22 protein-coding genes are annotated in these 21,808 nt (G+C 67.7%); 5 read left to right on the forward strand and 17 right to left on the reverse strand.

Going from position 1 to position 21,808, the window contains the following annotated elements; all coding sequences use genetic code 11:
- Positions 1 to 14 precede the first annotated feature (14 nt).
- The 10 genes from L0C25_RS00090 to L0C25_RS00135 are packed head-to-tail and all read right to left on the reverse strand — an operon-like array spanning position 15 to position 9,302.
- The gene (locus L0C25_RS00090; protein ID WP_271634326.1) at positions 15 to 752 is read right to left on the reverse strand and encodes an SRPBCC family protein; all 738 of its coding nucleotides are present in this window, start codon (positions 750 to 752) and stop codon (positions 15 to 17) included.
- Positions 749 to 1,087 carry an NIPSNAP family protein gene (locus tag L0C25_RS00095; protein WP_271634327.1) on the reverse strand — a complete coding sequence of 113 codons (339 nt, stop codon included), beginning with the start codon at positions 1,085 to 1,087 and terminating at the stop codon, positions 749 to 751. Before L0C25_RS00095 ends, L0C25_RS00090 begins: the two co-directional genes overlap by 4 nt.
- Entirely contained in the window at positions 1,084 to 1,986 is a 903-nt protein-coding gene (locus L0C25_RS00100) for an FAD binding domain-containing protein (RefSeq protein WP_271634328.1), read from the reverse strand. The genes L0C25_RS00095 and L0C25_RS00100 overlap by 4 nt, the downstream gene beginning before the upstream one ends.
- Positions 1,983 to 2,993, reverse strand: a complete 1,011-nt coding sequence (locus L0C25_RS00105; RefSeq protein WP_271634329.1) for an amidohydrolase family protein — start codon at positions 2,991 to 2,993, stop codon at positions 1,983 to 1,985. The genes L0C25_RS00100 and L0C25_RS00105 overlap by 4 nt, the downstream gene beginning before the upstream one ends.
- Entirely contained in the window at positions 2,990 to 5,422 is a 2,433-nt protein-coding gene (locus L0C25_RS00110; protein WP_271634353.1) for a xanthine dehydrogenase family protein molybdopterin-binding subunit, read from the reverse strand. The genes L0C25_RS00105 and L0C25_RS00110 overlap by 4 nt, the downstream gene beginning before the upstream one ends.
- Positions 5,419 to 5,931, reverse strand: a complete 513-nt coding sequence (locus L0C25_RS00115; RefSeq protein WP_271634331.1) for a (2Fe-2S)-binding protein — start codon at positions 5,929 to 5,931, stop codon at positions 5,419 to 5,421. The genes L0C25_RS00110 and L0C25_RS00115 overlap by 4 nt, the downstream gene beginning before the upstream one ends.
- Position 5,932: 1 nt before the next feature.
- Complete coding sequence (locus L0C25_RS00120; protein WP_271634332.1) at positions 5,933 to 6,763, reverse strand: alpha/beta fold hydrolase; 831 nt, start codon at positions 6,761 to 6,763, stop codon at positions 5,933 to 5,935.
- The gene (locus L0C25_RS00125) at positions 6,760 to 7,572 is read right to left on the reverse strand and encodes an ABC transporter ATP-binding protein (protein ID WP_271634333.1); all 813 of its coding nucleotides are present in this window, start codon (positions 7,570 to 7,572) and stop codon (positions 6,760 to 6,762) included. The genes L0C25_RS00120 and L0C25_RS00125 overlap by 4 nt, the downstream gene beginning before the upstream one ends.
- A 5-nt stretch (positions 7,573 to 7,577) precedes the next feature.
- Complete coding sequence (locus tag L0C25_RS00130) at positions 7,578 to 8,453, reverse strand: ABC transporter permease (protein WP_271634334.1); 876 nt, start codon at positions 8,451 to 8,453, stop codon at positions 7,578 to 7,580.
- A gap of 45 nt (positions 8,454 to 8,498) precedes the next feature.
- A complete protein-coding gene (locus tag L0C25_RS00135) occupies positions 8,499 to 9,302 on the reverse strand; it encodes an IclR family transcriptional regulator (protein ID WP_271634335.1) in 804 nt (267 codons plus the stop codon).
- 248 nt (positions 9,303 to 9,550) lie between these two features.
- Here L0C25_RS00135 and L0C25_RS24040 point away from each other — a divergent pair, with 248 nt between their 5' ends.
- Positions 9,551 to 9,844 (forward strand): cupin domain-containing protein, encoded by a 294-nt coding sequence (locus L0C25_RS24040; protein WP_408641658.1) that lies wholly within the window; start codon positions 9,551 to 9,553, stop codon positions 9,842 to 9,844.
- A 30-nt stretch (positions 9,845 to 9,874) separates the two neighbouring features.
- On the opposite strand, the gene L0C25_RS00140 is transcribed toward L0C25_RS24040, so the two are convergent.
- The gene (locus tag L0C25_RS00140) at positions 9,875 to 10,360 is read right to left on the reverse strand and encodes a DinB family protein (protein ID WP_271634336.1); all 486 of its coding nucleotides are present in this window, start codon (positions 10,358 to 10,360) and stop codon (positions 9,875 to 9,877) included.
- Between the two features lie 56 nt (positions 10,361 to 10,416).
- Here L0C25_RS00140 and L0C25_RS00145 point away from each other — a divergent pair, with 56 nt between their 5' ends.
- From L0C25_RS00145 to L0C25_RS00155, 3 genes are all read left to right on the forward strand, one after another.
- On the forward strand, positions 10,417 to 12,093 hold the full coding sequence (locus L0C25_RS00145) for an FAD-dependent oxidoreductase (protein WP_271634337.1): 1,677 nt from the start codon (positions 10,417 to 10,419) through the stop codon (positions 12,091 to 12,093).
- A 112-nt stretch (positions 12,094 to 12,205) separates the two neighbouring features.
- Positions 12,206 to 13,456, forward strand: a complete 1,251-nt coding sequence (locus L0C25_RS00150; RefSeq protein WP_271634338.1) for an ATP-binding protein — start codon at positions 12,206 to 12,208, stop codon at positions 13,454 to 13,456.
- A gap of 34 nt (positions 13,457 to 13,490) precedes the next feature.
- Positions 13,491 to 14,039, forward strand: coding sequence for a YciI family protein (locus tag L0C25_RS00155; RefSeq protein ID WP_271634339.1), 549 nt, complete (start codon positions 13,491 to 13,493; stop codon positions 14,037 to 14,039).
- Positions 14,040 to 14,041: 2 nt separating this feature from the next.
- Here L0C25_RS00155 and L0C25_RS00160 read toward each other — a convergent pair whose 3' ends face one another.
- From L0C25_RS00160 to L0C25_RS00180, 5 genes are all read right to left on the reverse strand, one after another.
- Positions 14,042 to 14,563 (reverse strand): 2'-5' RNA ligase family protein, encoded by a 522-nt coding sequence (locus tag L0C25_RS00160; protein ID WP_271634340.1) that lies wholly within the window; start codon positions 14,561 to 14,563, stop codon positions 14,042 to 14,044.
- Entirely contained in the window at positions 14,560 to 16,920 is a 2,361-nt protein-coding gene (locus L0C25_RS00165; protein ID WP_271634354.1) for a hypothetical protein, read from the reverse strand. Before L0C25_RS00165 ends, L0C25_RS00160 begins: the two co-directional genes overlap by 4 nt.
- A 114-nt stretch (positions 16,921 to 17,034) precedes the next feature.
- Positions 17,035 to 17,940, reverse strand: a complete 906-nt coding sequence (pucL, locus tag L0C25_RS00170; protein WP_271634355.1) for a factor-independent urate hydroxylase — start codon at positions 17,938 to 17,940, stop codon at positions 17,035 to 17,037.
- Position 17,941: 1 nt separating this feature from the next.
- Positions 17,942 to 18,277: a hydroxyisourate hydrolase gene (gene uraH / locus L0C25_RS00175; RefSeq protein ID WP_271634356.1), complete on the reverse strand. Its 336-nt coding sequence runs from the start codon at positions 18,275 to 18,277 to the stop codon at positions 17,942 to 17,944.
- A gap of 101 nt (positions 18,278 to 18,378) precedes the next feature.
- The gene (locus tag L0C25_RS00180; RefSeq protein ID WP_271634357.1) at positions 18,379 to 19,617 is read right to left on the reverse strand and encodes a DUF6986 family protein; all 1,239 of its coding nucleotides are present in this window, start codon (positions 19,615 to 19,617) and stop codon (positions 18,379 to 18,381) included.
- Between the two features lie 18 nt (positions 19,618 to 19,635).
- Here L0C25_RS00180 and uraD point away from each other — a divergent pair, with 18 nt between their 5' ends.
- Positions 19,636 to 20,139, forward strand: coding sequence for a 2-oxo-4-hydroxy-4-carboxy-5-ureidoimidazoline decarboxylase (uraD, locus tag L0C25_RS00185; RefSeq protein WP_271634358.1), 504 nt, complete (start codon positions 19,636 to 19,638; stop codon positions 20,137 to 20,139).
- A 57-nt stretch (positions 20,140 to 20,196) separates the two neighbouring features.
- On the opposite strand, the gene L0C25_RS00190 is transcribed toward uraD, so the two are convergent.
- Positions 20,197 to 21,735, reverse strand: coding sequence for a PucR family transcriptional regulator (locus L0C25_RS00190; RefSeq protein WP_271634359.1), 1,539 nt, complete (start codon positions 21,733 to 21,735; stop codon positions 20,197 to 20,199).
- Positions 21,736 to 21,808 lie beyond the last annotated feature (73 nt).

A 21,808-nucleotide genomic window follows, 5' to 3' on the forward strand; every position in this document is an offset into this window, starting at 1 on the left:
GGTTACCAATGGATTCAGCCCCCGATTGGTGTTGACCGTTCCGTCGGATACGGCAGTACGTAGGTCACTGGGATCCGGCCGATGCGGCTCCCACGTCCGCCTCGACTGCGCCGGCCGATGAGTACGCCGACGACGCCAGTGGCGAGCGCCAGAGCCGCCGGCGCAGCGGCACGGCGCAGGAGCGGCAACGCGACCGTGCGCATGACGTCGAGCTGCTCGCCCGACCCCATGTCAGTCGTGGGAGCCTGCGAAGCCCGGATCGGCTGCTGGCCAACAGAAGCCAGCGGCTCCCCAGCACCGCTCGCACCCTGCTCGATCATCGCCTCCAGGCGATTGACGAACTCCTTGACGAGGGAGTCGCTCACCTCACTGAGCAGGCTTCGGCCGAACTGCGCCGCACGGCCGCTGATCGCCAGCTCGGTCGACACGTCGACCAGTGTCTGCGCGCCTTCGGGCTTGAGGGAGGCCGTGATCAGAGCACTGGCAGAGCCGCTGCCCTTCTCTTCGCTTCCCCTGGCCTCGATCACGGCGCGGCGGCCAATCTCGTCGCGTTCGCTGAACGAGGCGACGCCGCGGTACTTGGCACTGATCGGGCCGATCCGCGTCGACAAGCCGCCGCGGTACTCGCCCTCGACCACATCGTTGAGGCTCGCGCCCGGCAAGCACTGTGCGACCTTCGGCAGATCGAGCAGGAGGTCCCAGGTGTCCTCGACCGGCAACGAGACGCGGAACTGGTGGTGGAGTTCGATCATCGTGCTGCCTTCTGATCATCGGCCGTCCAGTACGAGACGGGCTGGAGGTTGCGGCTCGTCATCGATGCGACGATCGGGCCGTTCTTCTCCGAGTCGGCCTTCGCCGACTTCCACTCCTCGTCCTGCTGAAAGCCTTGCCAGGCTGACGCCTGCGCGTCGCTGTCGGTGAAGCTGAGCAGGTACAGGATCCGCGTCGGGTCGGCCTCATCGGTCCAGAATCCGACGACGTTCAGCCCATGCCGCTCGAACAACGGCAGCGTGGCGTCGCGGAACCGATCGTGTACCTGGGTCTCTGCGCCGTCGTTGGCGACGTACTCACGAAGTTCGTAGATCATGCGGACTTCTCCTGAAGCGATGGGGACATGGTCTGGGCGGCGCGGTCGAGCGCCTCGGTCACGACTCGCTCGACGAGAGCGCCGGCGACATCGCGCCGATAGTCGGCGGTGGCGTGCAGGTCGCCCGTCGGCTCGACGCCGGCCTGGGCGCGGGCCGCCGCGGCCTCGATCGTGCGTACGTCGGGACGCGAGCCGACGAGCAGTGACTCGGCCTCTGTCGCACGGTGCGGCGTACGTTCGACGCCGGTGATGCAGATGCGTGCCTGCTCGACGGTTCCGTCGGCTGCGAGCGTGATCTGCGCGCCCGCGCCCACGAGGGCGAAGTCGCCGCGGCGACGGGCGACCTCATCGAACGCGGCACCGGTACGAGCGGGAGCAGGCTTCAGGCGGATCTCCACCAGCAACTCGTCATCGCGGAGAACCGTGACCAGGTTGGCGAGGAAGAACTCAGAGGCGTCGATCTCACGCCGCCCCTGTGGTCCGGCGACGACGAGCACAGCATCGAGTGCCCGGGTCACCGCCGGCATCTCGGCAGCGGGATCCGCGTGCGCCACACTGCCGCCCACCGTGCCCCTCGCCCGGATCGCACGATGGGCGATGTGCGGCAGAGCCTCGGCCAGCAAGGGCGCTGCCTCGCGTACGGCCGTCGACTGATGCGCACGGTCGTACGTGACCATCGCTCCGATCGACAGTTCATCGGCGGTGCGATGCACCGTCGTCAGGGATGCGATCCGGCCGAGGTCGATCAGGTGCTCGGGTCGCGCAAGTCGGAAGTTGAGCAGTGGGATCAGGCTCTGGCCCCCGGCCAGCACCTTGCTCTCGTCGCCGTACTTCGCAAGCAGAGCTGTAGCCTCCGCCACGGTCGTCGGCTGGTGCAAGTCGAAGTCGACGGGCTTCATCGGCGCGCCCTTAGGAAAAGCTCCCGCGCGTTCCCGCCTTCGACCTGTACGCGGGCCTCTGCATCCAACTCCGCGGCCTCGATCACGTTGCGGGGCTTGAGATCGCCGATCGGGAACGGGTAGTCGGAACCGAGGAGCACCTTCTGCGCGCCGACCTTGCCGAGCAGGAAACGCAGCGCATCGGAGTCGAAGACCACCGAGTCGAAGTAGAGTCGGGAGAACGACTCCAACGGATCCGCGGTCGAGTCCGGATTGACGGCGTGGTTCTGCACCAGCCGGCCGAGTACGTACGGAAGTGCCGCACCGGCATGTGCCACCAGGATCCTCGCGTTCGCGTACCGAGCCGGGATTCCCGCGTACAGGAGTCGAGCGAGGGTCACGGTGGTGTCCTCGAGACGCGCCAAGCCGTTGACGAGGCCGAAGTCGTTGTACCGCTCCCCCGCACCACCGAAACCGGGGTGCAAGGAGATGACCGCCCCGGTCTCGTCGGCGGCTTCCCAGAACGGCGTGAACGCCGGGTCGTCGAGGTCGCGTCCCGCAGCACGCGTCGCCACCATGACGCCGGGCAGCCCTGCCTTGTGGTGCAGGCGAAGCAGCTCGGCGGCCTGGTTCGGTGCCTGCAGCGGCACGGTCCCGAGTACGACGAGCCGCTCATCACGTGCCGCTGCTGTACGCAGGCCGTCGGTCAGAACCGAGGACCACTCCGTACCCTCGTCGCTGGGAAGCTGGTAGCCGAAGATATCGAGCCACCCGCCGACGACCTGCACGTCGATGCCGTGCTCGTCGAGCCAGGCGGTGCGACGGACAGGATCCGAAAGCCCTGGCGCGATGGGACGTGTCGGTGCCCCACCGTTGAACGCCACCCGGTACGTGGCCTCGTGCGGCGTCACCTCGATGTTCGGGAAGCGGGTGTCGCCTCCGGCGATAGCGGTGAGCACGTCGATCGGCACCAGGTGGGCGTGCACGTCGATGACAGCATCGCTTGCGTACGTAGAAGAGTCAGTCACGAGCGGTCCTTCGAGTCGTGTCGGACCGGCTGAAGTACGGTCCAGATGTCGCTTGGCTTGATGGGCAGTGAGTGGATCGGCGCAGCTCCATGAGCGGTGAGCGCATCGTTGACCGCTCCGGCCACTGCCGCCGGAGCGCCCATGTAGCCGGCCTCCCCGACACCCTTCTGCCCATGCGATGTGAACGGCGACGGCGTGCACTGCTCGGCGTCGACGATGTCGGGGACCTCGTGTGCGCTGGGCAGCAGATAGTCCATGAAGGACTGCGTGAGCGGCTGCCCGTCGTCATTGAACGCAAACTGCTCGTACAGCGCGACGCCGATGCCGTGCGCCGTGCCTCCGTACACCATTCCGCGTACGACATCGGGGTTGACGACCGTGCCGCAGTCGTGGGCGATGAAGTAGCGCAGCAACTCCACCTTCGCCGTACGCGGGTCGATCTCCGCGAGTACGACGTGCACCTCGAACGAGTAACAGGGATAGAGCTGCACCGTGCCGTCCGGCGCGGTCAGCGTGCCGGACCGCGGCGTGTGTGCGACATGGACGACCTCGAGCCCGGGCTGAACGCCGGGTGGCATCAGGTGCTGTTTGCGATGGGCGATCGCTACCAGGTCATCCCAGCCGAGCGAGCGATCCGGGTCAGCGACAGCAACCACCGATCGATCGCGGTACTCGACGTCGGATCGCTCGAGATCGAGTGCGCGTGCACCGATCTCGCACAGCTTGTCCTTGAGCTCGGTCGCCGCACCGTTGATGGCGCGGCCCAGCACGATCGTCATGCGACTGCCGACCGGACTCTGCGAAGGGAAGCCGGACAACGAGTCGGCGCGTACGACCGCGATCTGCTCCGGCGGTACGCCGAGCTCCTCGGCCACGAGGGTGGAAACCATCGTCTCGTGCGCCTGACCGGCCGACGAGATCGAGATGATCGCCGTGACCGCGCCCGCTCCGTCGACACGGATCCGACAAGCTTCAGGGAACGTGGACTTGTCGTTCTTCGGGTTCATGATGTTCTCGAAGATCGCGTTGCCACCGCCCGGCTCGAGACATGCGGCAACGCCGATTCCGGCGAGGCGTCCGCTCGCACGCAGTGAGTCGCGCTCCTCGGCCAGGGCGGGGAGCTCCGAGATCTCGATGGCACGGTCGAGGACAGCGTCGTAGTCGCCCGAGTCGTACTCGGTCCCGCTGGGGATGCGGTACGGGAACTCGTCGGCCCGGATGAAGTTGCGGCGCCGCAGCTCCATCCGGTCCATGCTCAGCTCACGTGCCACGGCATCGACAGCGGCCTCGATCGCATAGTTGGTCGGCGACTGGCCGAACCCGCGCACCGCCACCTGGCCGGTCTTGTTGGTGGTGACGGCAGTCGCGTTGTACTCCGCGCTGGTGATGCTGTACGGCCCGACGATCGCGCCGATCGGCTTGGCCAGCTGCAGCGGCGAACGACCCGGGTACGCACCCTCGTCATCGAGTACGTCGAGCCGGATGTGGGTGAACTCCCCCTCGTCGGTGTACGCGAGCTCGACCTCGAACACCCGATCGGGGCCGTGGAAGTCACCGCCGTGCATGTTCTCGCTGCGGTCCTCGATCAGCTTCACCGGCACGCCGAGCTTGCGCGCAAGGAAGCCAGCGAGCACACCGTGTTTGATGCCACGCTTGACTCCGTAGCTGCCCCCGACGTCGACGTCGAAATGCACCCGTACCTGATTCGTCGGGATCCGGAGCGCATCGGCCAGCTGGTCGGGGAACTGCGGCATCTGGATCGACGCCCACACGTCCAGGACCTCGCGATGCGGGTCCCATGACGCAACAACACCGAAGGTTTCCAGCGGCACGGTCGAGTTGCGGTTCCATCGCGTACGTACCGAAACCGACGATGCGGCACGCGCGCGGTTCTCGTCGACCGGCCCCCACGCGAACTCGCGCTTCGCCATGACATTGGTGCCATGGGTCGGGTGGACGAGTGGCGCGTCTGGTTGCGCGGCACGCTCGGGGTCGAGGATGAATGGAAGCGGCTCGTAGTCGACGTCGACGAGCTCGGCACCGTCCTCCGCGACAGCCCGCGACGTCGCAACGACCGCGGCAACCCACTCCCCTGCGTATCGCGTCGACTCGACGGCCAGCGGCCGCCACTGGACCTCGGGTACGTCGAGGTACTGGCGCAGCGCCTCGGTCGACTTCGCCAGCTCGGCGCCGGTCAGAACCGTCACCACGCCAGGAAGCTCCAATGCCTGCTCGACATCGATGCTGACGATGCGCGCGTGCGGGAACGGGCTCGTCACAAGGCCGACGTGCACGGTCTCCGGCGGCGTGATGTCCGCGACGTACCGGCCGTTGCCCGTGACGAACCGGCGATCCTCTCGCACTCGAGCCGGTTTCGACAGGTACACGTGGTCGGCCGGCTCGCTCGGAGTATCGGTGGGGGCGGTCATCGGGCAGCACCGTCCGCCGTGAGTGCGGCTTTTCCGGCCTGGCCCGCGACCACCTGCTCCACGGCCTCGCGGATCTGCACGTAGCCCGTGCAGCGGCAGATGTTGCCACCGATGGCGTCGTCGATCTCCTCACGCGACGGTTGGTCGTTCCGGTCGACGAGCGCCTGGACCGCGAGCACCATGCCGGGCGTGCAGAAGCCGCATTGCAACGCGTGCGTACGACAGAACGCATCCTGCACTTCGGTGAGCTCACCGTCCGGCCCGGACATACCCTCGATGGTGGTGACGGCCTGCCCGTCGGCCTGAGCCGCGAGCATGATGCAGGAGCGAACGGGCTGGCCATTCAACAACACGGTGCACGCACCGCATACCCCGTGCTCACACCCGAGATGGGTGCCCGTCAGCCCGAGGTCGTCTCGGAGGAAGTCGGCGAGGCTCGTACGAGCGGGCACACGAGCGGGGCGCTGCTCACCGTTCACCTCGACGGCGATTTCACACTGGCGAGCCATATCAGACCTCTTCTGCGGAGTTCGGTGGTTCTGATCGTGCTTCGCGGCGATCTCTGCTGAAGCTGGACACGAAGTGCGCGAAGGCCGTGGGGTTATCGACGTTCGACAGGTGCCCGGAGTCCGGTACGACCTGGAGTTCCGCCTGAGAGATCCCGTCGACGAGCCTCTCGGAGAGGGGCCGCGGTGTCTTGTTGTCCCTGTCGCCCCACAGCACGAGTGTCGGTGCTTGGACGCGAGCGAGTTCGTCATCGATGTCTACGCCGAAGCAGGCCCGGACCGCGGCGATGTAGCTTGCCGCGTCCATCTCGGCGATCGCGCGACGAACCGACTCGGCTCCGGCAGGAACCGGCGACTCGAAAGTGTCGGCGATGTACTCGTCGGCAACCACGTGCATCGGCGCCGAGGTCGCACGCTCGACGAGCGTACGGATCTTTGCCTCGGAGATGTCGCGCGGAAGAGAAGCGAAACTGTCCGCGACGACGATTCCGGACACGAGCGCCGGGTGCATCGCGGCAAAGGCAATCGCCTGGATGCCGCCCAAGGAGACACCGACAAGCAGAACCGGGTAGCCATCGATCTTTTGGAGGAGCCCATGAAGGTCATTGACCCAGTGCTCCACCGATGCGTCTGGGGACGCGTCGGACAGGCCGTGTCCACGGCAATCAGGAACGACAACACGGTGCGCCTTCACGAAGGCATCAATACAGTCGTGCCACATTCGTCCGTCGGTGCCGAGGCTGTGCAGGAGCACCATCGTCGGCTGAGCGGGCTCTCCGTACTCTCGATAGGCGAGCGCGTACTCGGTCGAACGGCCGGCTTCTTCCACCGTCACGAGGCAGACCTACCGGCGGTGGTGAGCGCGCCGCTCGGCCCGACGTCGCCGCTCCCTGCTGGCTCCATCGCGGCCAGGATCCTGGTACGCAGGGCCTCCCGATCGGCATCCGACGCATCAGCGGGGATACCGACGTCGTCCGAGAGGTGACCGGGAGCGCGAAGGACCAGCACCCGGTTGCCCAGGGAAAGTGCCTCGCCGATGTTGTGCGTGATCACGACACCGGTCTTCCCACCGCTGCGTACAAGCTCGACGAACTCGGCTCGTAGGTTCTTCGCCGTGATCTCGTCGAGCGCCGAGAACGACTCGTCACACAGGATCAGCTCGGGATCGACGGCGAACGCCCGCGCCAGCGATACGCGTTGACGCTGTCCTCCCGACAACTGGTGGGGGTACGAGTCCTCGCGTCCGGAAAGCCCGAGCCTGGCAAGCCAGTCGCGCGCCCGCGGCTCCCATTCCGACTTCTCGACTCCGGCGAACTTCATCCCGACGCAGACGTTCTGTAGCGCCGTACGCCACGGGAGCAACCGTGCATCCTGGAACACCACGGCGACCTTGCGTCGGAACCAGTCGAACTCGGCGTACGGGTCGTGGCCCTGGACGCGAACCGTGCCTTGCGTGGGGGCGAACAGACCGAGCGTCAGGTTGAACATCGTCGACTTGCCACAGCCGGTGACGCCGACCACGGAGACGATCTCGTTGCGGGCGATGGTGAAGTCGAGGTCGCTGATCGCTTGATGACCGGGAAAGGACTTCTGGACGTGGTCGAACTGGATGATGCTGTGTTCGGCGACTGGGTTGGCACTCATCTGACTCACTTCACCTTCGCGGTCTCGGTGGCGGGCGCGATCTCGCTGACATTCGTCTGGCGAGTCGCCGCTGGCATCGGCACGGCGCGGTAGCGCAGGACGTACGCCTCAATCCCGTCGATCACCGCCTGCAGGATCAACATGCAGATCGCCAAGAGCAAGGTCCACGAGACGACGGCCGCCATGTCGAACAGCTGCTGGGCGGTGAGCAGCTGCGAGCCGACACCGACCGTGGCCCCGACGAGTTCGGCGATCAGGACCATGCGAATACCGAGGCCCAGGTTGACCTTCCACGCGGTGAACAGGCCGGGCGTGATCGAGGGGAAGGTGACCTCACGAAAGAGGGCCCAGCGTGACGGGCGGAACGACCTCGCCATGTCGCGAAGCTCGGCGGGGATCGCGCGGTAGGAGTCGTACGTCTGGAGGACGAACCCGGGGAGCGTCACGAGCAGCATGACGAAGAAGACCCGGGTTTCGACGTCGATGAACCAGATCACCGCGATGATCACCCACGACAGCGACGGAACGCCCTGGATGAACCGGACGACGGGCAGCAGGTATCCGGCCGCGAGCCGGTTGGCGCCGGTGAGCAGCCCGATAGCGGTGCCGACGACGAAGGAGCAGGCGAGACCGAAGCCCACTCGCGCAAGCGTCGTGAAGAGGTTCGTCAAGCCGTCTTCGCTGGTGACGGTCTCCCACATATGCGAGGTGACCTCGGAGATCTGCGGGACGTTGTAGCCGCCGACGACTGTGGCGGCGATCTTCCACACGATGAGGAAGACACCGATCAGGACGACGATCTTGAGGTCGGCGAAACGCTTCCAGACAGGCTCTTTAGCAGCCTTCGGGGCAGGGCTCGCCAAAGCTTCGAGTGCGGACATATCTGTTCCTCAGGGGTGGTCGTTGCAAGGTTCGAGACCGAGGTCTCAACCAGTGGGCTGTGCGACGCGCGCGTCGGCGGTGACGACGTCGGCCGGGCCGCCCAGTGCTCGGGAGATCTCGACGGCTGCTTCCAGGGTCAGCTCGCGCAGGTGGTCGAACCGATCGGTGGAGAAGCGGTGGTCGGGCATACAGAGCCCGACCGAGGCGACCACACTTCCGGTGTGGTCGCGTACAGGAGCTGCGATTCCGCTGACCTCGTCGCGGTAACTGCACCGGTTGACGCCATAGCCGTCGACGCGGATCTGCGCGAGTAGCTCGGCCAGCTCGTCGGGATCGACGATGGAGCGATCCGTGAAGCGTGGGAGCGGCTCGCCCAGGACTCGGGCGACCTCGGAGTGATCGCTGTACGCGAGCAGCACCCGGCCCGTCGCCACACACGTAGCCGGGCAGCGGCGTCCGACGTACGACTTGGCGATGACCTGTTGTGGGCTCTCCAACCGATCGATGTACACCACGTCGCCGCTCTCGTAGACGCCGAGGTGCACCGTCTCCATCGACGCCGCGTTCAGCTTGGCCAGATGCGGGCTTGCGACGGAGCGTACGTCGAGGTTCTGCGCCCACATGCTTCCCAACTCGAAGCAGCGAACGCCGGCGGAATAGCGACTCGCGCTGTCGCGCGTGACATACCCACGTTCCATGAGCGTCCGAAGGAGACGGTTGATCGTCGCCTTCGGAGTGTCGTCGACCTCGCACAGCTCCTTGAAGCTCAGCGATGAGCCGGACCGTGCCAACGCCTCGAGGATGTTGAGGGTTCGGTCGGTGACATTAACTTTGGATCGCTGTTCCATTTCGAGAACATAAATGGATCCTTGTTTCATTGTCAACGGAGGCAGACGAAATGTGAGACGGCGTCAGAGGAGCGCACCGACCCGGGCGCCGCGCGCCGCGCTCGACATTGGGCTCGTAAAGCCGCTCCGCCCGAAGGCCGTGTCGTGACGGACGAGCGCCGCCCCAGCTCTATGCCTGTCCGAACCTGGATCCGCGCTTCGTCCATCGCTGCACGTCCGGAACGCCCGATGCCGATGAGCTCCATGACATGACGGCACGGCCTCGCCGGCCATACATCTCGAATGGCCATGCCGGCCTCGAGAACGTCCTTGTCAGCAAGGGCACGCTCAAGGTCGGGCCGACAGACTGTGCGGTCGTGCTCGAAGCGGGTGACTTCGTATCGTTCGCGGCCGACGGTCCCCACGTGTATTCATGCGAAAGCGCGGGACCGGTACGAGCGATGCTCGCAATGCGTCACCCTGCGGGCTCGATCGCGGGCCCTGCTAACGACTCGGTCATTCTCGCCCTCACGGATCAGCAGTCCCCCGACCTCACGGAATGAACCTGCGCGGATGGCTGGTCAGTTGGAAGGTCAACGGCGAGCGGCGAGGACCTGCTCGCGGAGGATGTCGGCGTGGCCGCAGTGTTGGGCGAGCTCGCGGAGCATGTGCGTGTAGATCGCCCACAGGGAACGAGGGCCGCGCCCGGTCACCTCGTCTTCGAGGGCGAAATCCGCGGCCAGGCGCCGCGACTCGGCGCAGGCGTCGGCGTACGCGGCTCGGATGCTCTCGATCGTGTCGATCTTGCGCAGGATGAACGAGCGGTCGGGGGTCGGCGGCGCGCCGATGTCCTTCAGGCTTCGGCCAGTGAGCGCCTGGTTGAACCAGACGTGCTCGACGTACGTGACGTGCTTGACGAGTCCGAGCAGCGTCGTACGAGACGGTACGAGCGAGCGGCGTGCCTCCTCCTCGGTGAGGCCGTCGAGGCTGTCGTGCAGCATCGCGCGATGCTCGTCGAGCAGCTCATCGAGTCGTGCTCGCAGGTCGGCTGTCCAGGGCGCTGTGCTGGGAACGCTCACCACGTGAGTATCAAGGATCGACCGCGTCCCTGGCGAAGGCGGGTACGTTGAAGGTCATGAAATCAACCGCGCCCAAGCCGGCGATCGTGCTGGCATCGGAGCAGTACGCGCAGCAGCTGGTCGACGAGTTCGGCCGGTACGAGCGGGACTACGACCTGCGGCCAGCCAAGTCGAGTGCGCAGGTGCTGGAGATCACCGAGCAGCTGCAGTCCGACGGCATCCAGATCGCTTTGTACGCGACCGATTCCGTACTGCCCGACGAGCACATCTTGGGGGCTTTCGCGAAATGGAGAGCGGCTACGCCGACCGCCCGCCGTATCATCATCGCGCCCAGCGAACGCTTCACGCGCGACGCGCCCGGCCTCCGGCACGGCATGGCCAAGGGCAAGTACGACGCGTACCTGCTGATGCCGCGCGGGCCGCGCGACGAGGAGTTCCACAACGCCATCACCGACCTGCTGTCCGACTGGGGATCGACGGTTCCCGATCCCGAGGCGATCACGGCCAAGATCATCGGTGCGCCGCAGTCCCAGCTCACCAGCGAGATCCGTGACTTCTTCGACCGGATGGGAATGCCGACCCGGCTCTACGCCCCCGACAGTGAGGCCGGCCGTCGGGTACGCGAGAGGTTCCCGCCCGATGTCGACTTCCCGCTGGTGTGGTCGATGGTGCGCGATCCGATCGCTCCTCGTACGGTCAGCGACGTCGCCCGGTCGATCTACGGCGCGCCCGACGAGGTGGACGTCGGCGACGCCGTCGACCTTGCGGTGGTTGGCGCCGGCCCGGCCGGACTCGCCGCCGCGGTGTATGGCGCGTCCGAAGGGCTGTCGACGGTGGTCCTGGAGACCGGAGCCATCGGCGGCCAGGCCGGTACGAGCTCCATGATCCGCAACTACCTCGGCTTCCCGCGTGGCATCTCCGGGATGCGGCTCGCCCAGCGTGCTCGCAACCAGGCGATCCGGTTCGGCGCACAGTTCCTCACCGGGTGGCCGGCACTGCAGTTGCGGCCCGGGTCGCCGCATGTGGTGAGCACGGACGGCGGCGAGATCCGCGCACGCTCCGTTGTCATCGCGAACGGCGTCACGTACCGCAAGCTCGGGGTCGAACCGCTCGAGGCGTTGGTGGGCGCAGGCGTCAACTACGGCGCTGCGCTGACGGCCGCTCGCGACCTGGAGGGCCAAGACGTCGTGGTCGTCGGCGGCGGAAACTCCGCCGGACAGGCGGCGATCCACCTGGCCCGCTTCGCTCGTTCGGTCCGGCTCGTCGTACGTCGGCAAGGCCTCGAAGAGACCATGTCGTCGTACCTGATCGGCGAGATCGCCTACACCCCGCGGATCACTGTGCAGACCAGCACCCAGGTCATCGACGGTGGCGGCGACCCCGGCCTGGAGTGGCTTTGCCTCGAAGACACCCGCACGAAGGAACGCGCCACCGTACGCGCGCAGGGACTGTTCCTGCTGCTCGGCGCGACTCCCGAGTGCGACTGGATGCCGGACGCGCTGGCCCTCGACGACCGCGGATTCGTCCTCACCGGCCGCGACGTGCCGCAGCACGCCTGGACGGACGGCCTGCCACCTGTCGACCTGGCCACGACCGTGCCCGGAGTGTTCGCCGTCGGCGACATCCGCTCCGGCTCGATGAAACGCGTCGCCGCCGCGAGCGGTGAGGGATCGTCGGTCGTCCCGCAGGTGCACCGATGGCTGGCCAGCGCGGCCGACGTCACGACGCCTTGACGCGTATCGAGCGGATTCAGAATGCAAACAGTCGATCGGGGCACCTGCAAAAGGTCGAACAAGATCTATGCAATCACTAGATCCTTGCGTATGCAAACACTAGACTTCTCGCATGCCCAGATATGTCCCCCGAATCACCGACGGCGAGCTCGCCGCACATATGGAGGTCATGGGCGCGGTGCTGATCGAGGGTCCCAAGGCGTGCGGTAAGACAGCCACGGCGTCACAGTATGCGCACTCGATCATCCGCTTCGATGACGATCAAGCCGCACGGTCGCTCGTCGCACTCGATCCGGCCGCGCTCTTCGCCGGCGATCCCCCGATCCTTTTCGACGAGTGGCAACTGGAGCCGACGATCTGGAACCGAGCTCGTCGCCAGGTCGACGACCGTGGCGAGCCTGGCCTGTTCATCCTCACTGGGTCAGCAACGCCACGTGACAACGCCGACACGCATTCGGGTGCAGGCAGGTTTGCGGTTGTCCGAATGCGGCCCATGAGCTTGGTCGAGTCCGGTCACTCAACCGGCGACGTGTCGCTTACTGCCCTTCTCAATGGTGAGCGGCAGACCGGCGATGGGACGGCGCTCGAGTTCCGTGAGCTTCTCCGACGCATCGTGGTTGGTGGTTGGCCGCAGCTCATCGGCAAGGACGAAGCCTTCGCGCGCACCTGGCTTCGTTCCTACCTCAAACAGGTAGTCGAGGTCGATATCCCCGGGATGGGTCACCGTCGCAGTCCAGGAAATCTCAAACGGCTACTCGCGGCACTAGCACGCGGTGTCGGCCAGGCGGTCAAGCTCAGCGAGCTCGCAAAGGACGTCGGCGGCGAAGCCGGCGCGGTCGCCAACGAGACGCTGTACGGCTATATGACGGCACTTGACCGGCTCATGCTGACCGACAACTCCGAGGCATGGCGCCCCCACATGCGCTCCCGTGCACGGCTGCGTACTGCACCTGTGCGCTACTTCGTTGACCCATCGATCGGCGTGGCAGCGCTCGACGTGGGCACCGCTGACCTCCTCGCCGACCCTCGGGCGGCCGGCTTTCACTTCGAGGCCCTCGCGGTTCGCGATCTCAGGATCTACGCGCAGGTGTTGGGCGGTGTCGTCGATTCATGGCGTGATTCCAACGGTAACGAGATCGATGCGATCGTCCGCTTGCGCGGCGGCCAGTGGGGAGCCTTCGAGATCAAGCTCAACCCGCGCGATGTCGATGTTGCGGCGGCGTCACTGTTGCGATTCGCTTCGATCATCGATGGCAGCAAGCATGGCGAGCCCGCTGTACTGGGCGTCATCACCGGCACGGGGTACGCGGGCCGCCGCGAAGACGGCGTCCACGTGATCCCGATCTCAACGCTCGGTCCCTGAAACTGCCGATCGATGATGGTCGAGACTGTGGGGCATGGAGTTCTTCTGCTACCACCGTGATCGTCCCGGCTCGGCGTCCCTGCGCGAGGAGCTGGTCGAGGAGCATTGGGCGTACATGGACCGGTACGCCGCGCAGCTGATCGCCCGCGGACCCACCTTCATCGACGAGACCCCCACCGGCAGCGTGCACATCGTCGACGTGCCCGATCCCGCCGCGGCCAGGGCATTCGCGTTCGACGAGCCCGGCTACCAGGCCGGCACGTACCGGGACGTGTTGGTGCGTCGATGGCACAACACGCTCGGCCGCACGATGTGGGACTTCCACGGCGGCCGCGAGGGCGGCAATCGCTACCTGGTGCTCGGCCTCGGCGCACCGCAGCCCGACGCGCCCGACGTACCGCAGGACACCGACGAACTGATCGCGGCCGGTCCGCTGCTGTCCGACGACGGCGACACCTGGCTGGGTACGGCCGTGCTGGTACGTGCACCGGACGCGGACGCCGCACGGTCGACGCTGTCGGCCGATCGGTACGCAGACGTCGAGGTGCACAACTGGCAGTTCGGCGGCAGGCCGACAGACTAGCTTCAGGCGAGTCGAAACCGACCCAGCTCGGACCAGCGTCCCCCGCGGGTGGTCTGCGCGATCAGGGTCACCGACCGAGCAGCTGCGCGGATCGGCAGCGACTCGGCCACCGCACGCTCGGCGGCTCGCATCCGCTCCGGTTCGACATCATGCGCGATCGTCAAGTGGGGTACGACGTCGTCGAACGCCCCGTCGTACGGCGGGTGGTCCGGATACGCGGAATGAACGTGCTCCGTGAGCACCCGGAACGGCGTCGAGTCCTCAGATCCCAACCACAGCACGTCGTTGCCGAACCAATCGGTGCGCGTCAGAGTGAAGTCGAAGGAGCTGAACCTCGCGAAGAGCTCCCCGAGATCATCGAGAGTCGCCGAGTCGATCCGGGCCGGGTCCACGAACGGGACCAACACGGTGAGATGCGCGGGCACGCCGAGCGCCGCGGAGTCGTCGAGCGCGGCACGGTGCGAGCCGACCGCCGCCTCCGCCTCGGGCACCTCGACGATCAGCGCGCTCTGACCCCCGCTCACGGTGCGAAGTCCCACACGGCGACGCCCGATGAGCCGAGGTACGGGACGTCGTTCACCGTTGTGGCGAACCGGCGGTCGCCGATCGGAGCAGTTTCGGTGTCGAACGCCGTCTCGTCCATCGCGTACGCGTCGGACCACTGCGCATCCGCGGACGACAGGTAGTACGCCGAGTCGTAGCGGTAGAGCGCCGAGTGCGCCGTCGCGAGTACGTCACCGTCGTCGCCGAGCAGCAGCGACCGATACGACAGCTGCCCACACGACGTCCGGGTCGCACCCGGCTGCAGCTTGCCGGTGTCGCGATCGAACTCCCGCAACGAGATTCGGCTCCCGCCATCGCACGACTCGTCCTGCACCTGGACGACTCGACCGTCCGAGAGCACCGTGACGTCGGGGAATCCCTTGGTCTTGCGGCGCGGAGTCCACGTACCGTCGTCGCGGCGGATGCGGTACGCGCCGACGTCGTACGCGACCAGCGTTCCGCCGTTGTAGTACCAGTCGGTCGAGTAGTCCATCGAGCCGTTCAGCGGCGTGCGCTTCTTCTTCGACCACTTGCCGTCGTAGATCGCGTAGTGGTTGCCGTCGTCGAACGCGAGAACGGTGCCGTCGTCCCCCAGGCGTACGCCCACCCGCACGTTCAGCGCGACCGGCGGCGCCGGGAAGCTCCGGATCTTCCCCGTCGCGGGATCGTACAGCCCGAACCGTTTCGTACTGCGGCGCACGAGCAGCTTCCCGTCGAGATCGCCGTACGCCTTGCTGAACGTCGCGGCCACCGGCTTCGACCAGCCCTTGCCCGGGTTCCAGCTCGCCATGTATGACCGGTGCTTCCCGAACTCCTTACCGCAGCTGTACCTGGCGACCGCCGACGAGCCGGTCGGCTCCAGGGCCGTGAACCAACACGATTTGTACGTACCCGTCGGATCCTTCACGCGATGCAGGGCGGTGTTCGTGCCGTCGGTCTTGCGCTTGGTCAGGTAGAGGTGCTTACGGCCCGGATAGCCGGGCATCTGCACCGTGACGCCGGCGTGCAGCGTACTGCCCTGGGTCTGCGCGGCCCGCACATCGACCACGTCGCCCTTGGACACTCCCGTGATCGGCGTCGGTGCCGGCAGCAGCGTCCGGTCGTCGGTTACGGGATCCGCGACGGAGCAACTCGGTCCCGCGATCGCCTCGGGGGCCTCCTCGATGTCCGCCAGGCCGACGACGCAGCCACCGTCGTCGATGCCTACAGAGGCGTTCTTGGCCAGGTCGTGCGACATGGTGATCGGCTCCGACCAGTCGCCGTCCTCGCGTACGACGAGCGCTGCCTCGTCGACGCGCTTTCCCTTGGCGACGTAGCCGAGCGCGATATCGCCGGCATGGTTGACATCTGCGCGAAGCCACGGGTAAACATCACCGCCCAGCGACCTCAAGGTATCGACGTCGGCAATCGGCCCTGCCTTGCCGGCAGCCCCGATGTTCCTGGAGCGGATCCACCAGCGACGCTTGCCGTCTGCGTTCTTTCCGCTCTCGGACCAGTTCGCGGTGAAGCGGCGCTTCCCGGAAGCGACCACGACCGACTCGTCGAAGGAGCGGCGGCCCCGCGGTCGGATGACGGTGGTCGACCACTTCTTCTTGCCCGCCTTGCGGGTCAGGACCCGCGTCGACGACACGACCGCCACGTCGCCGCTACGAGTCGCGACCAGCCTGGCCTGCTTCGCCTGATAGTGGTCCTTCGCCCTCCTGACCAGGTGCGGCTTCGACCATCGCGCGCCACCCTTCGAGCGGGTGATGACGATTCGCTTCTTCACCGCGCCCAGCGCGTACACCACACCCTTGTTCGCTCCCGCCATCGCGATCGGCTTGACGGGCGCCTTCGGCAGCCGCACACGCTTGCCGTTGCGCATCGCGACGGAGCGACCGAAGCCGAGGCGGCCGTCAGCTGCGCTCCAGATCGGCCCGGCATCGGGAACCTTGTGCTTCGACCAACCGTCGCCCGGACTCCACAGGTCCGCACGGTTCCACGAGTCGAACTTGTCCCAGCAGTTCGAGACGACGAGCACTCTTCGACCGTCCGAAACCGATGACCGGTTGGTGCATCGCCCACCCGGGCCTTCGCGCTTCCACTTCCGGGCGTTCGGCGTACGTACGAAGATCGTCGTACGCGATTGGTCGCTGCTACCGGCGGCGACGACGGTGCCGTTGTCCAGCACATGCACCCGGGCGATGCCGGTCTCCACGTTCGAGCCGATCGGCACCCACCCGTCCGGCAGATCGGCTGATCCGGCCGAGTCGTCGGCGTGTGCCGGGCTGAGGGTCGTCGCACAGACGGCTCCGGCGGCGATGGCAGTGAACAGCGCATGCTTGCGTGTCGGTCTCATGGCTCCCCGATCATTGCCCCGATCCGGACCGACCAGGCCCGGCAACGTCCGCAGCGTACGACCTTTGGGTGCGCCCCGCTACCAATTCGCCAAAACCGGACGATCCCGACCCGGTCAGCAGAATCCAGGTGTCGAGTGCCAGGCGCTTCCGGGCGCGGGCGCGTCGTCGCGCAGCACCGTCGCCTCGATCAGGCCGTACGGGCGGTCGGCGGCGATGAACACCTCACCGGGGTTCTCCTGGCCGAACGGTGCAAGGTCGACGAGGAAATGGTGCTTGTTGGGTGCGGAGAAGCGGATCTCGGCGATCTCGGGATGCCGCTCGAGAACGGCCTCCCCCATGTCGTACAGGCTCTGCTGCAGCGCGCGGCTGTGCCGCTCGGCGAACACGGCCAGCAGGTCGCGTACGACCGCCGCATGCGTCGCATCCCAGTCGACGTTGGTGTCTGCGTACCGCCAGCGGGCGACGAGGGATGTCGCGAGTACGCGGTCGTCGGTCTCGGCGAGCGTCGTGTACTCGTCTTGCAGGAAGCCCTTGAACTCCGAGCCGGTCGTCTTCGCGATCACCAGATCGCTGACACCGGACACGACCCAGGTACGCCGATCCGCCGTCGTGCCTTCGACGTTCACGACCGTGTTGCGCACCGCCTCGCCGGAGCGTACGAACGCGTGGTCGTGCCCGCGGCCGTCGACGTCGATGCGCCGCCACGCGTACTCCTCGACCTCGACACGCGCTCCGGTGACCTTCGGCACCCGGTCGACGAAGTGCTCGGCGAGCGCTTGCGCGTACTCCTCGATCGCGCCGACACCCTTGGACTTCGCGAAGGCGAAGGCGGTGTTCTTCTGCGTGTCGGTCGGCAGCACGTCGGCCTGGTCGCCGCCGACGTGTGCCGCGGTGAAGTCGCCGCGCAGGGAGGTCGAGACGTTCAGGTCGCGGATCTCGTGCCGGTCGCCGTCGCGGTAGACGCGGACGACGCGGCACTCCGCCTTCCCGTACTGGTTGCGCCCGAGCACGATCGCCATCTCAGGACCCCCGGTACGTCGAGTAGCCGAACGGACTCAAGAGCAGGGGTACGTGGTAGTGCTGATCGGGATCACGCACCGCGAAGGAGATGACCACCTCCGGGTAGAAACCGTCGCTTCCGGTCGACGCGAAGTAGGCCGCCGTGTCGAACCGCAGCCGGTACGTACCGGTCTCGGCGCGATCCGGCCCGAGGTCGGCGATGCGGCCGTCCACGTCGGTACGCCCGTCGCCGAGAATCGTCGGCGGCTCTCCGTCGAGCAGCTCGAGGCGAACGGGCACACCGGAGGCGGGCGAACCCGCTGCGGTGTCGAGGACATGGGTGGTGATGGCGCTCATGGCCGTCAGGCTACGCCTCGACTCGTCACGAGTGGCGCAACCTCGTTACTCAGACGCCCTGGGCGTAACGGATCTGCGCCACTCGCGGGGTCGGAAAGGCCTCACCGTCGGGCGAGCGATTCCAGCCGGGCACGCTCCATCCCCGATCCGTGCCGTACGTCGTCCGCCGAGGTCGCACCGCAGTCGAGCGCGCGCAGCACGTACCCCGCGAGCGCCGCGGCGGTCGCCGGCTCGTCGAGGTAGCCGGCATCGCCCGCGCCCGCGTACGCGCGCAGCCGGCGCAGTGACTCGGGCAGGTCGGCGGCGAAGAACGCGTATACGGCGGCGTACCTGCTGGGCAGCTGACTGGGGTCGAGGTCCCAGCCCTGGTAGATGCCGCGTTCGAGCGAGCGTCGTACCAACCGAGCGTGCAGGCGCCAGGCGGCGTGGATCGCCTCGGTGTCGCCGACCGGCAGGATGTTCGTCGAGCCGTCCGAGACGACGACGCCGGTCTCCGCGGCCGCGACCTGCATGACGTCCTTCGCGAAGTCGGCGGCCGGATGCTCCATGCTCTGCTGTGCCGCGGCGATGCCGAGGGCCGCCGAGTAGTCGTACGTCCCGTAGTGCAGGCCGACGCACCGCCCGCGGGACGCGTGGATCATCGGCGCGACGAGCGCGCGGCCGTCGGGACCCACCACGGCCTGCGGTGTCTCGACCTGGATCTCGAACGCGAGTGCGCCGTCGGCGAGGCCGTGCTCCTGCTCGATCCACGCGCATGCGGTCGTCATCGCCTCGACCTGCGCGACCGAGGTGACCTTCGGCAACGTCACCCGGAGGCCGTTGGGCAGGCCGGACGACGCGAGCTCGCGTACGAACAGGTCGAGCGTTCGCAGGCCCCGGTGGCGGGTCGCGGCGTCGAAGCTCTTGAACCGGATCCCGACGCACGGCGGTGCAGTCCCCGCCTCCAGCATCGCCGCCACCGCAGCCACGGCCGCGCGTACGTCGGCGTCCTCGGTGTCATCCGGTCGCGCGCCGTAGCCGTCCTCGAAGTCGATCCGTAGGTCCTCGATCGGCTCCCGCGACAGCTTCTCGACGATCCGGTCGTACCCGACCAGCTCCGGATCGAGGTCGAGCGCGGACGCGAGCGCGTCTCGGTCGGGTGCATGCTGGGCCAGCTTCGCGGAGGCGCGCTCGCCCCACTCGGCCACGGATCCGGCATGGACGCGGTCGCCGGGAACGTACACGGTATGCACCGGCTGCCGCTCCCGGCGCCCACCCGGGTAGCGCACGACGTGGTCACGGTCGTCGGTCGCGAGGCGCGAGTCGAGCTCGGCGGCAAGCCGGTCGAGATGATCGGTCACATCGGGGAGACTAGTCCGATGCCCGCCGACGGACTCAGTTTGGACCAGTTCAACGCGCTGCCCGCCGCCGACGCACGGCTCGCGGCGAACGGCGTATGCGCGAGCGCCGCATGGGCCGAGGACGTGATTGCCCACCGCCCGTACGCCGACGTCGCTGCCGTGCTCGCCCGATCGGACGACGCGGTGTTCGCGCTCGATGACATTGAACTCGGCGCAGCACTTGCCGGCCATCCGCGCATCGGCGACCGCCCGACGGGTGCGCACGCCGCCTGGTCACGCCGCGAGCAGGCGTCGATGTCGAACGCGGATGCCGACGTCGCGGAGCGGATACGCGCGGGCAACCTGGCGTACGAGGAGCGCTTCGGCCACGTCTACCTGGTGTGCGCGAGCGGCCGGAGTCCCGAGGAACTGTTGTCGATCCTGGAGAGCCGGCTCGACAATGCGCCGGCCGAGGAGCGCGCGGTCGTACTGAGCGAGCTCGCCGCGATCAACCGGCTGCGGCTGGGGCGTCTCGTGGCGTGACTTCCCACGGCGGCTTGGCACTGCCCACGGCACGCGTGCCTTGGGAAGTGCGGGCGGTCACGAGCGCAGCGACCTGAGCGCAAGGAACACGTCGACGCGATCCGGCAGGCGCGACAGGTCTCGGCCGGTCAGTGACTCGACGCGCGCCATCCGGTAGCGGACCGTGTTGACGTGCAGGTGAAGACGGTCCGCGGTGCGGCTCCACGAGCCGGAGCAGTCGAGGAACGCCTCCAGCGTCGCGAGCAGACCGCCGTCATGTTCGGCGTCGTACGCGAGCACGGAGCCGAGCACGCGCTGCGCGAACAGCCGTCGTACCTCATCCGGCACGGTCGCGAGCAGCAGTACGTGCGAGTCGACCTCGCGGCCCGACACTATGCTCACCGGATCGTCGCCGGTCAGCGCGAGCCGAAACGCATGCTGCGACTCCTCGAGCATCCCGGACAGCCCCGCGAGGGCCGCTGCATCGCTGATGCCCGCCGCCAACCGGCGCGCCGTCAGGCCGGGCGCCAGCCGGGTGAGCGTCGACCGGATCGTGCCGACCCGCTCCTGGTCGCCTGCGGGCACCACGACGACCGTCTCGCCGGCGGGTGTCTGCCCGACGACCGTCCCGTCGATCGCGTCGAACACGTCCTCGGCGATCAGCCGCGCCTCTGCGGCGTCGCCGACCGGCTCGAGCCCGAGCACCACGACGACGTACGCCGGCGCGCCGAGGTCGAGGCCGGCCTGCTCGAGCCGCACGCTGGTCTCTGCCCTGTCCGCCGCCCCGGTCGCGACCATGCGTACTGCCTCGTCGGCGAGCGGTCGAGCGGCCGCACGCCGCTCCTCCACGCGGGTCCGCTCGACCTGGACGATCGTCGAGAGCTCCACCAGGGCGTCGTCGACGACATCGCGGTCGGCATCGGCATCGACGTCCGCAACGAGCATCCACGACGTGAGCCGGGATCCGTACGCACCGCCGACCGGATGCACGACGTACGCAGGCCCGATGGCGACCGGGAGCGACTCCGCCGCCAGGTAGCCCGCGACGACCGCGGCGACGACCGCGTCCGGCAGCGGCTCGGAGCGCGTGCCGACGGCTCGCCCCGAGGCTGTCAGGACCCGCAGCCGCGCGCCGACATCGGCGCCGACGCGCGCGAGGAGCTCGTCGAGGCGCTCGCCGCGCGCCAGCGCCGACAGCAGCTCGCGGTTGCGACCGAGTCGCGCCTCCAGACGGGCGCCGCGCTCGGCCGCCGCCGCTCCGATCACGTACTCCGACAACGAGCTGAACGACACCTGCTCGGGTACCGCCAGCAGCGCGACGCCGTGCCGCCGGCACGCCTCGACGACGTCCTGCGGCACCTCGCCGAACTGTGCCGTGCCCGCGGCGATGGCCAATGCACCCGCGCGGGCGACGTTCGCGACGAACGTCTCGCTGTCGGCGGGGGTCCGGCGCCAGACGAGCCCGGTGATCACCAGCTCGCCGCCGCTGAGGTATCGGCCGGGGTCCATCAGGTCCGACGAGTACGTCCAGCGGACCGGCCGGTCGAGCGACGCGTCGTCGCCGACCAGCATGCGCAGCGCGAGCTGTGGCGCATCGAGGAGTTCGCGGAGCCGCATTGGAGAAACCTACAACCCGATGCTGCGCGGCGCCCTCGTTTTCGTCGCTCCGCCCCTGTCGCCGCTCCGGCCC

This window comes from Solicola gregarius (assembly GCF_025790165.1).
Taxonomy (GTDB): Bacteria; Actinomycetota; Actinomycetes; order Propionibacteriales; family Nocardioidaceae; genus Solicola; species Solicola gregarius.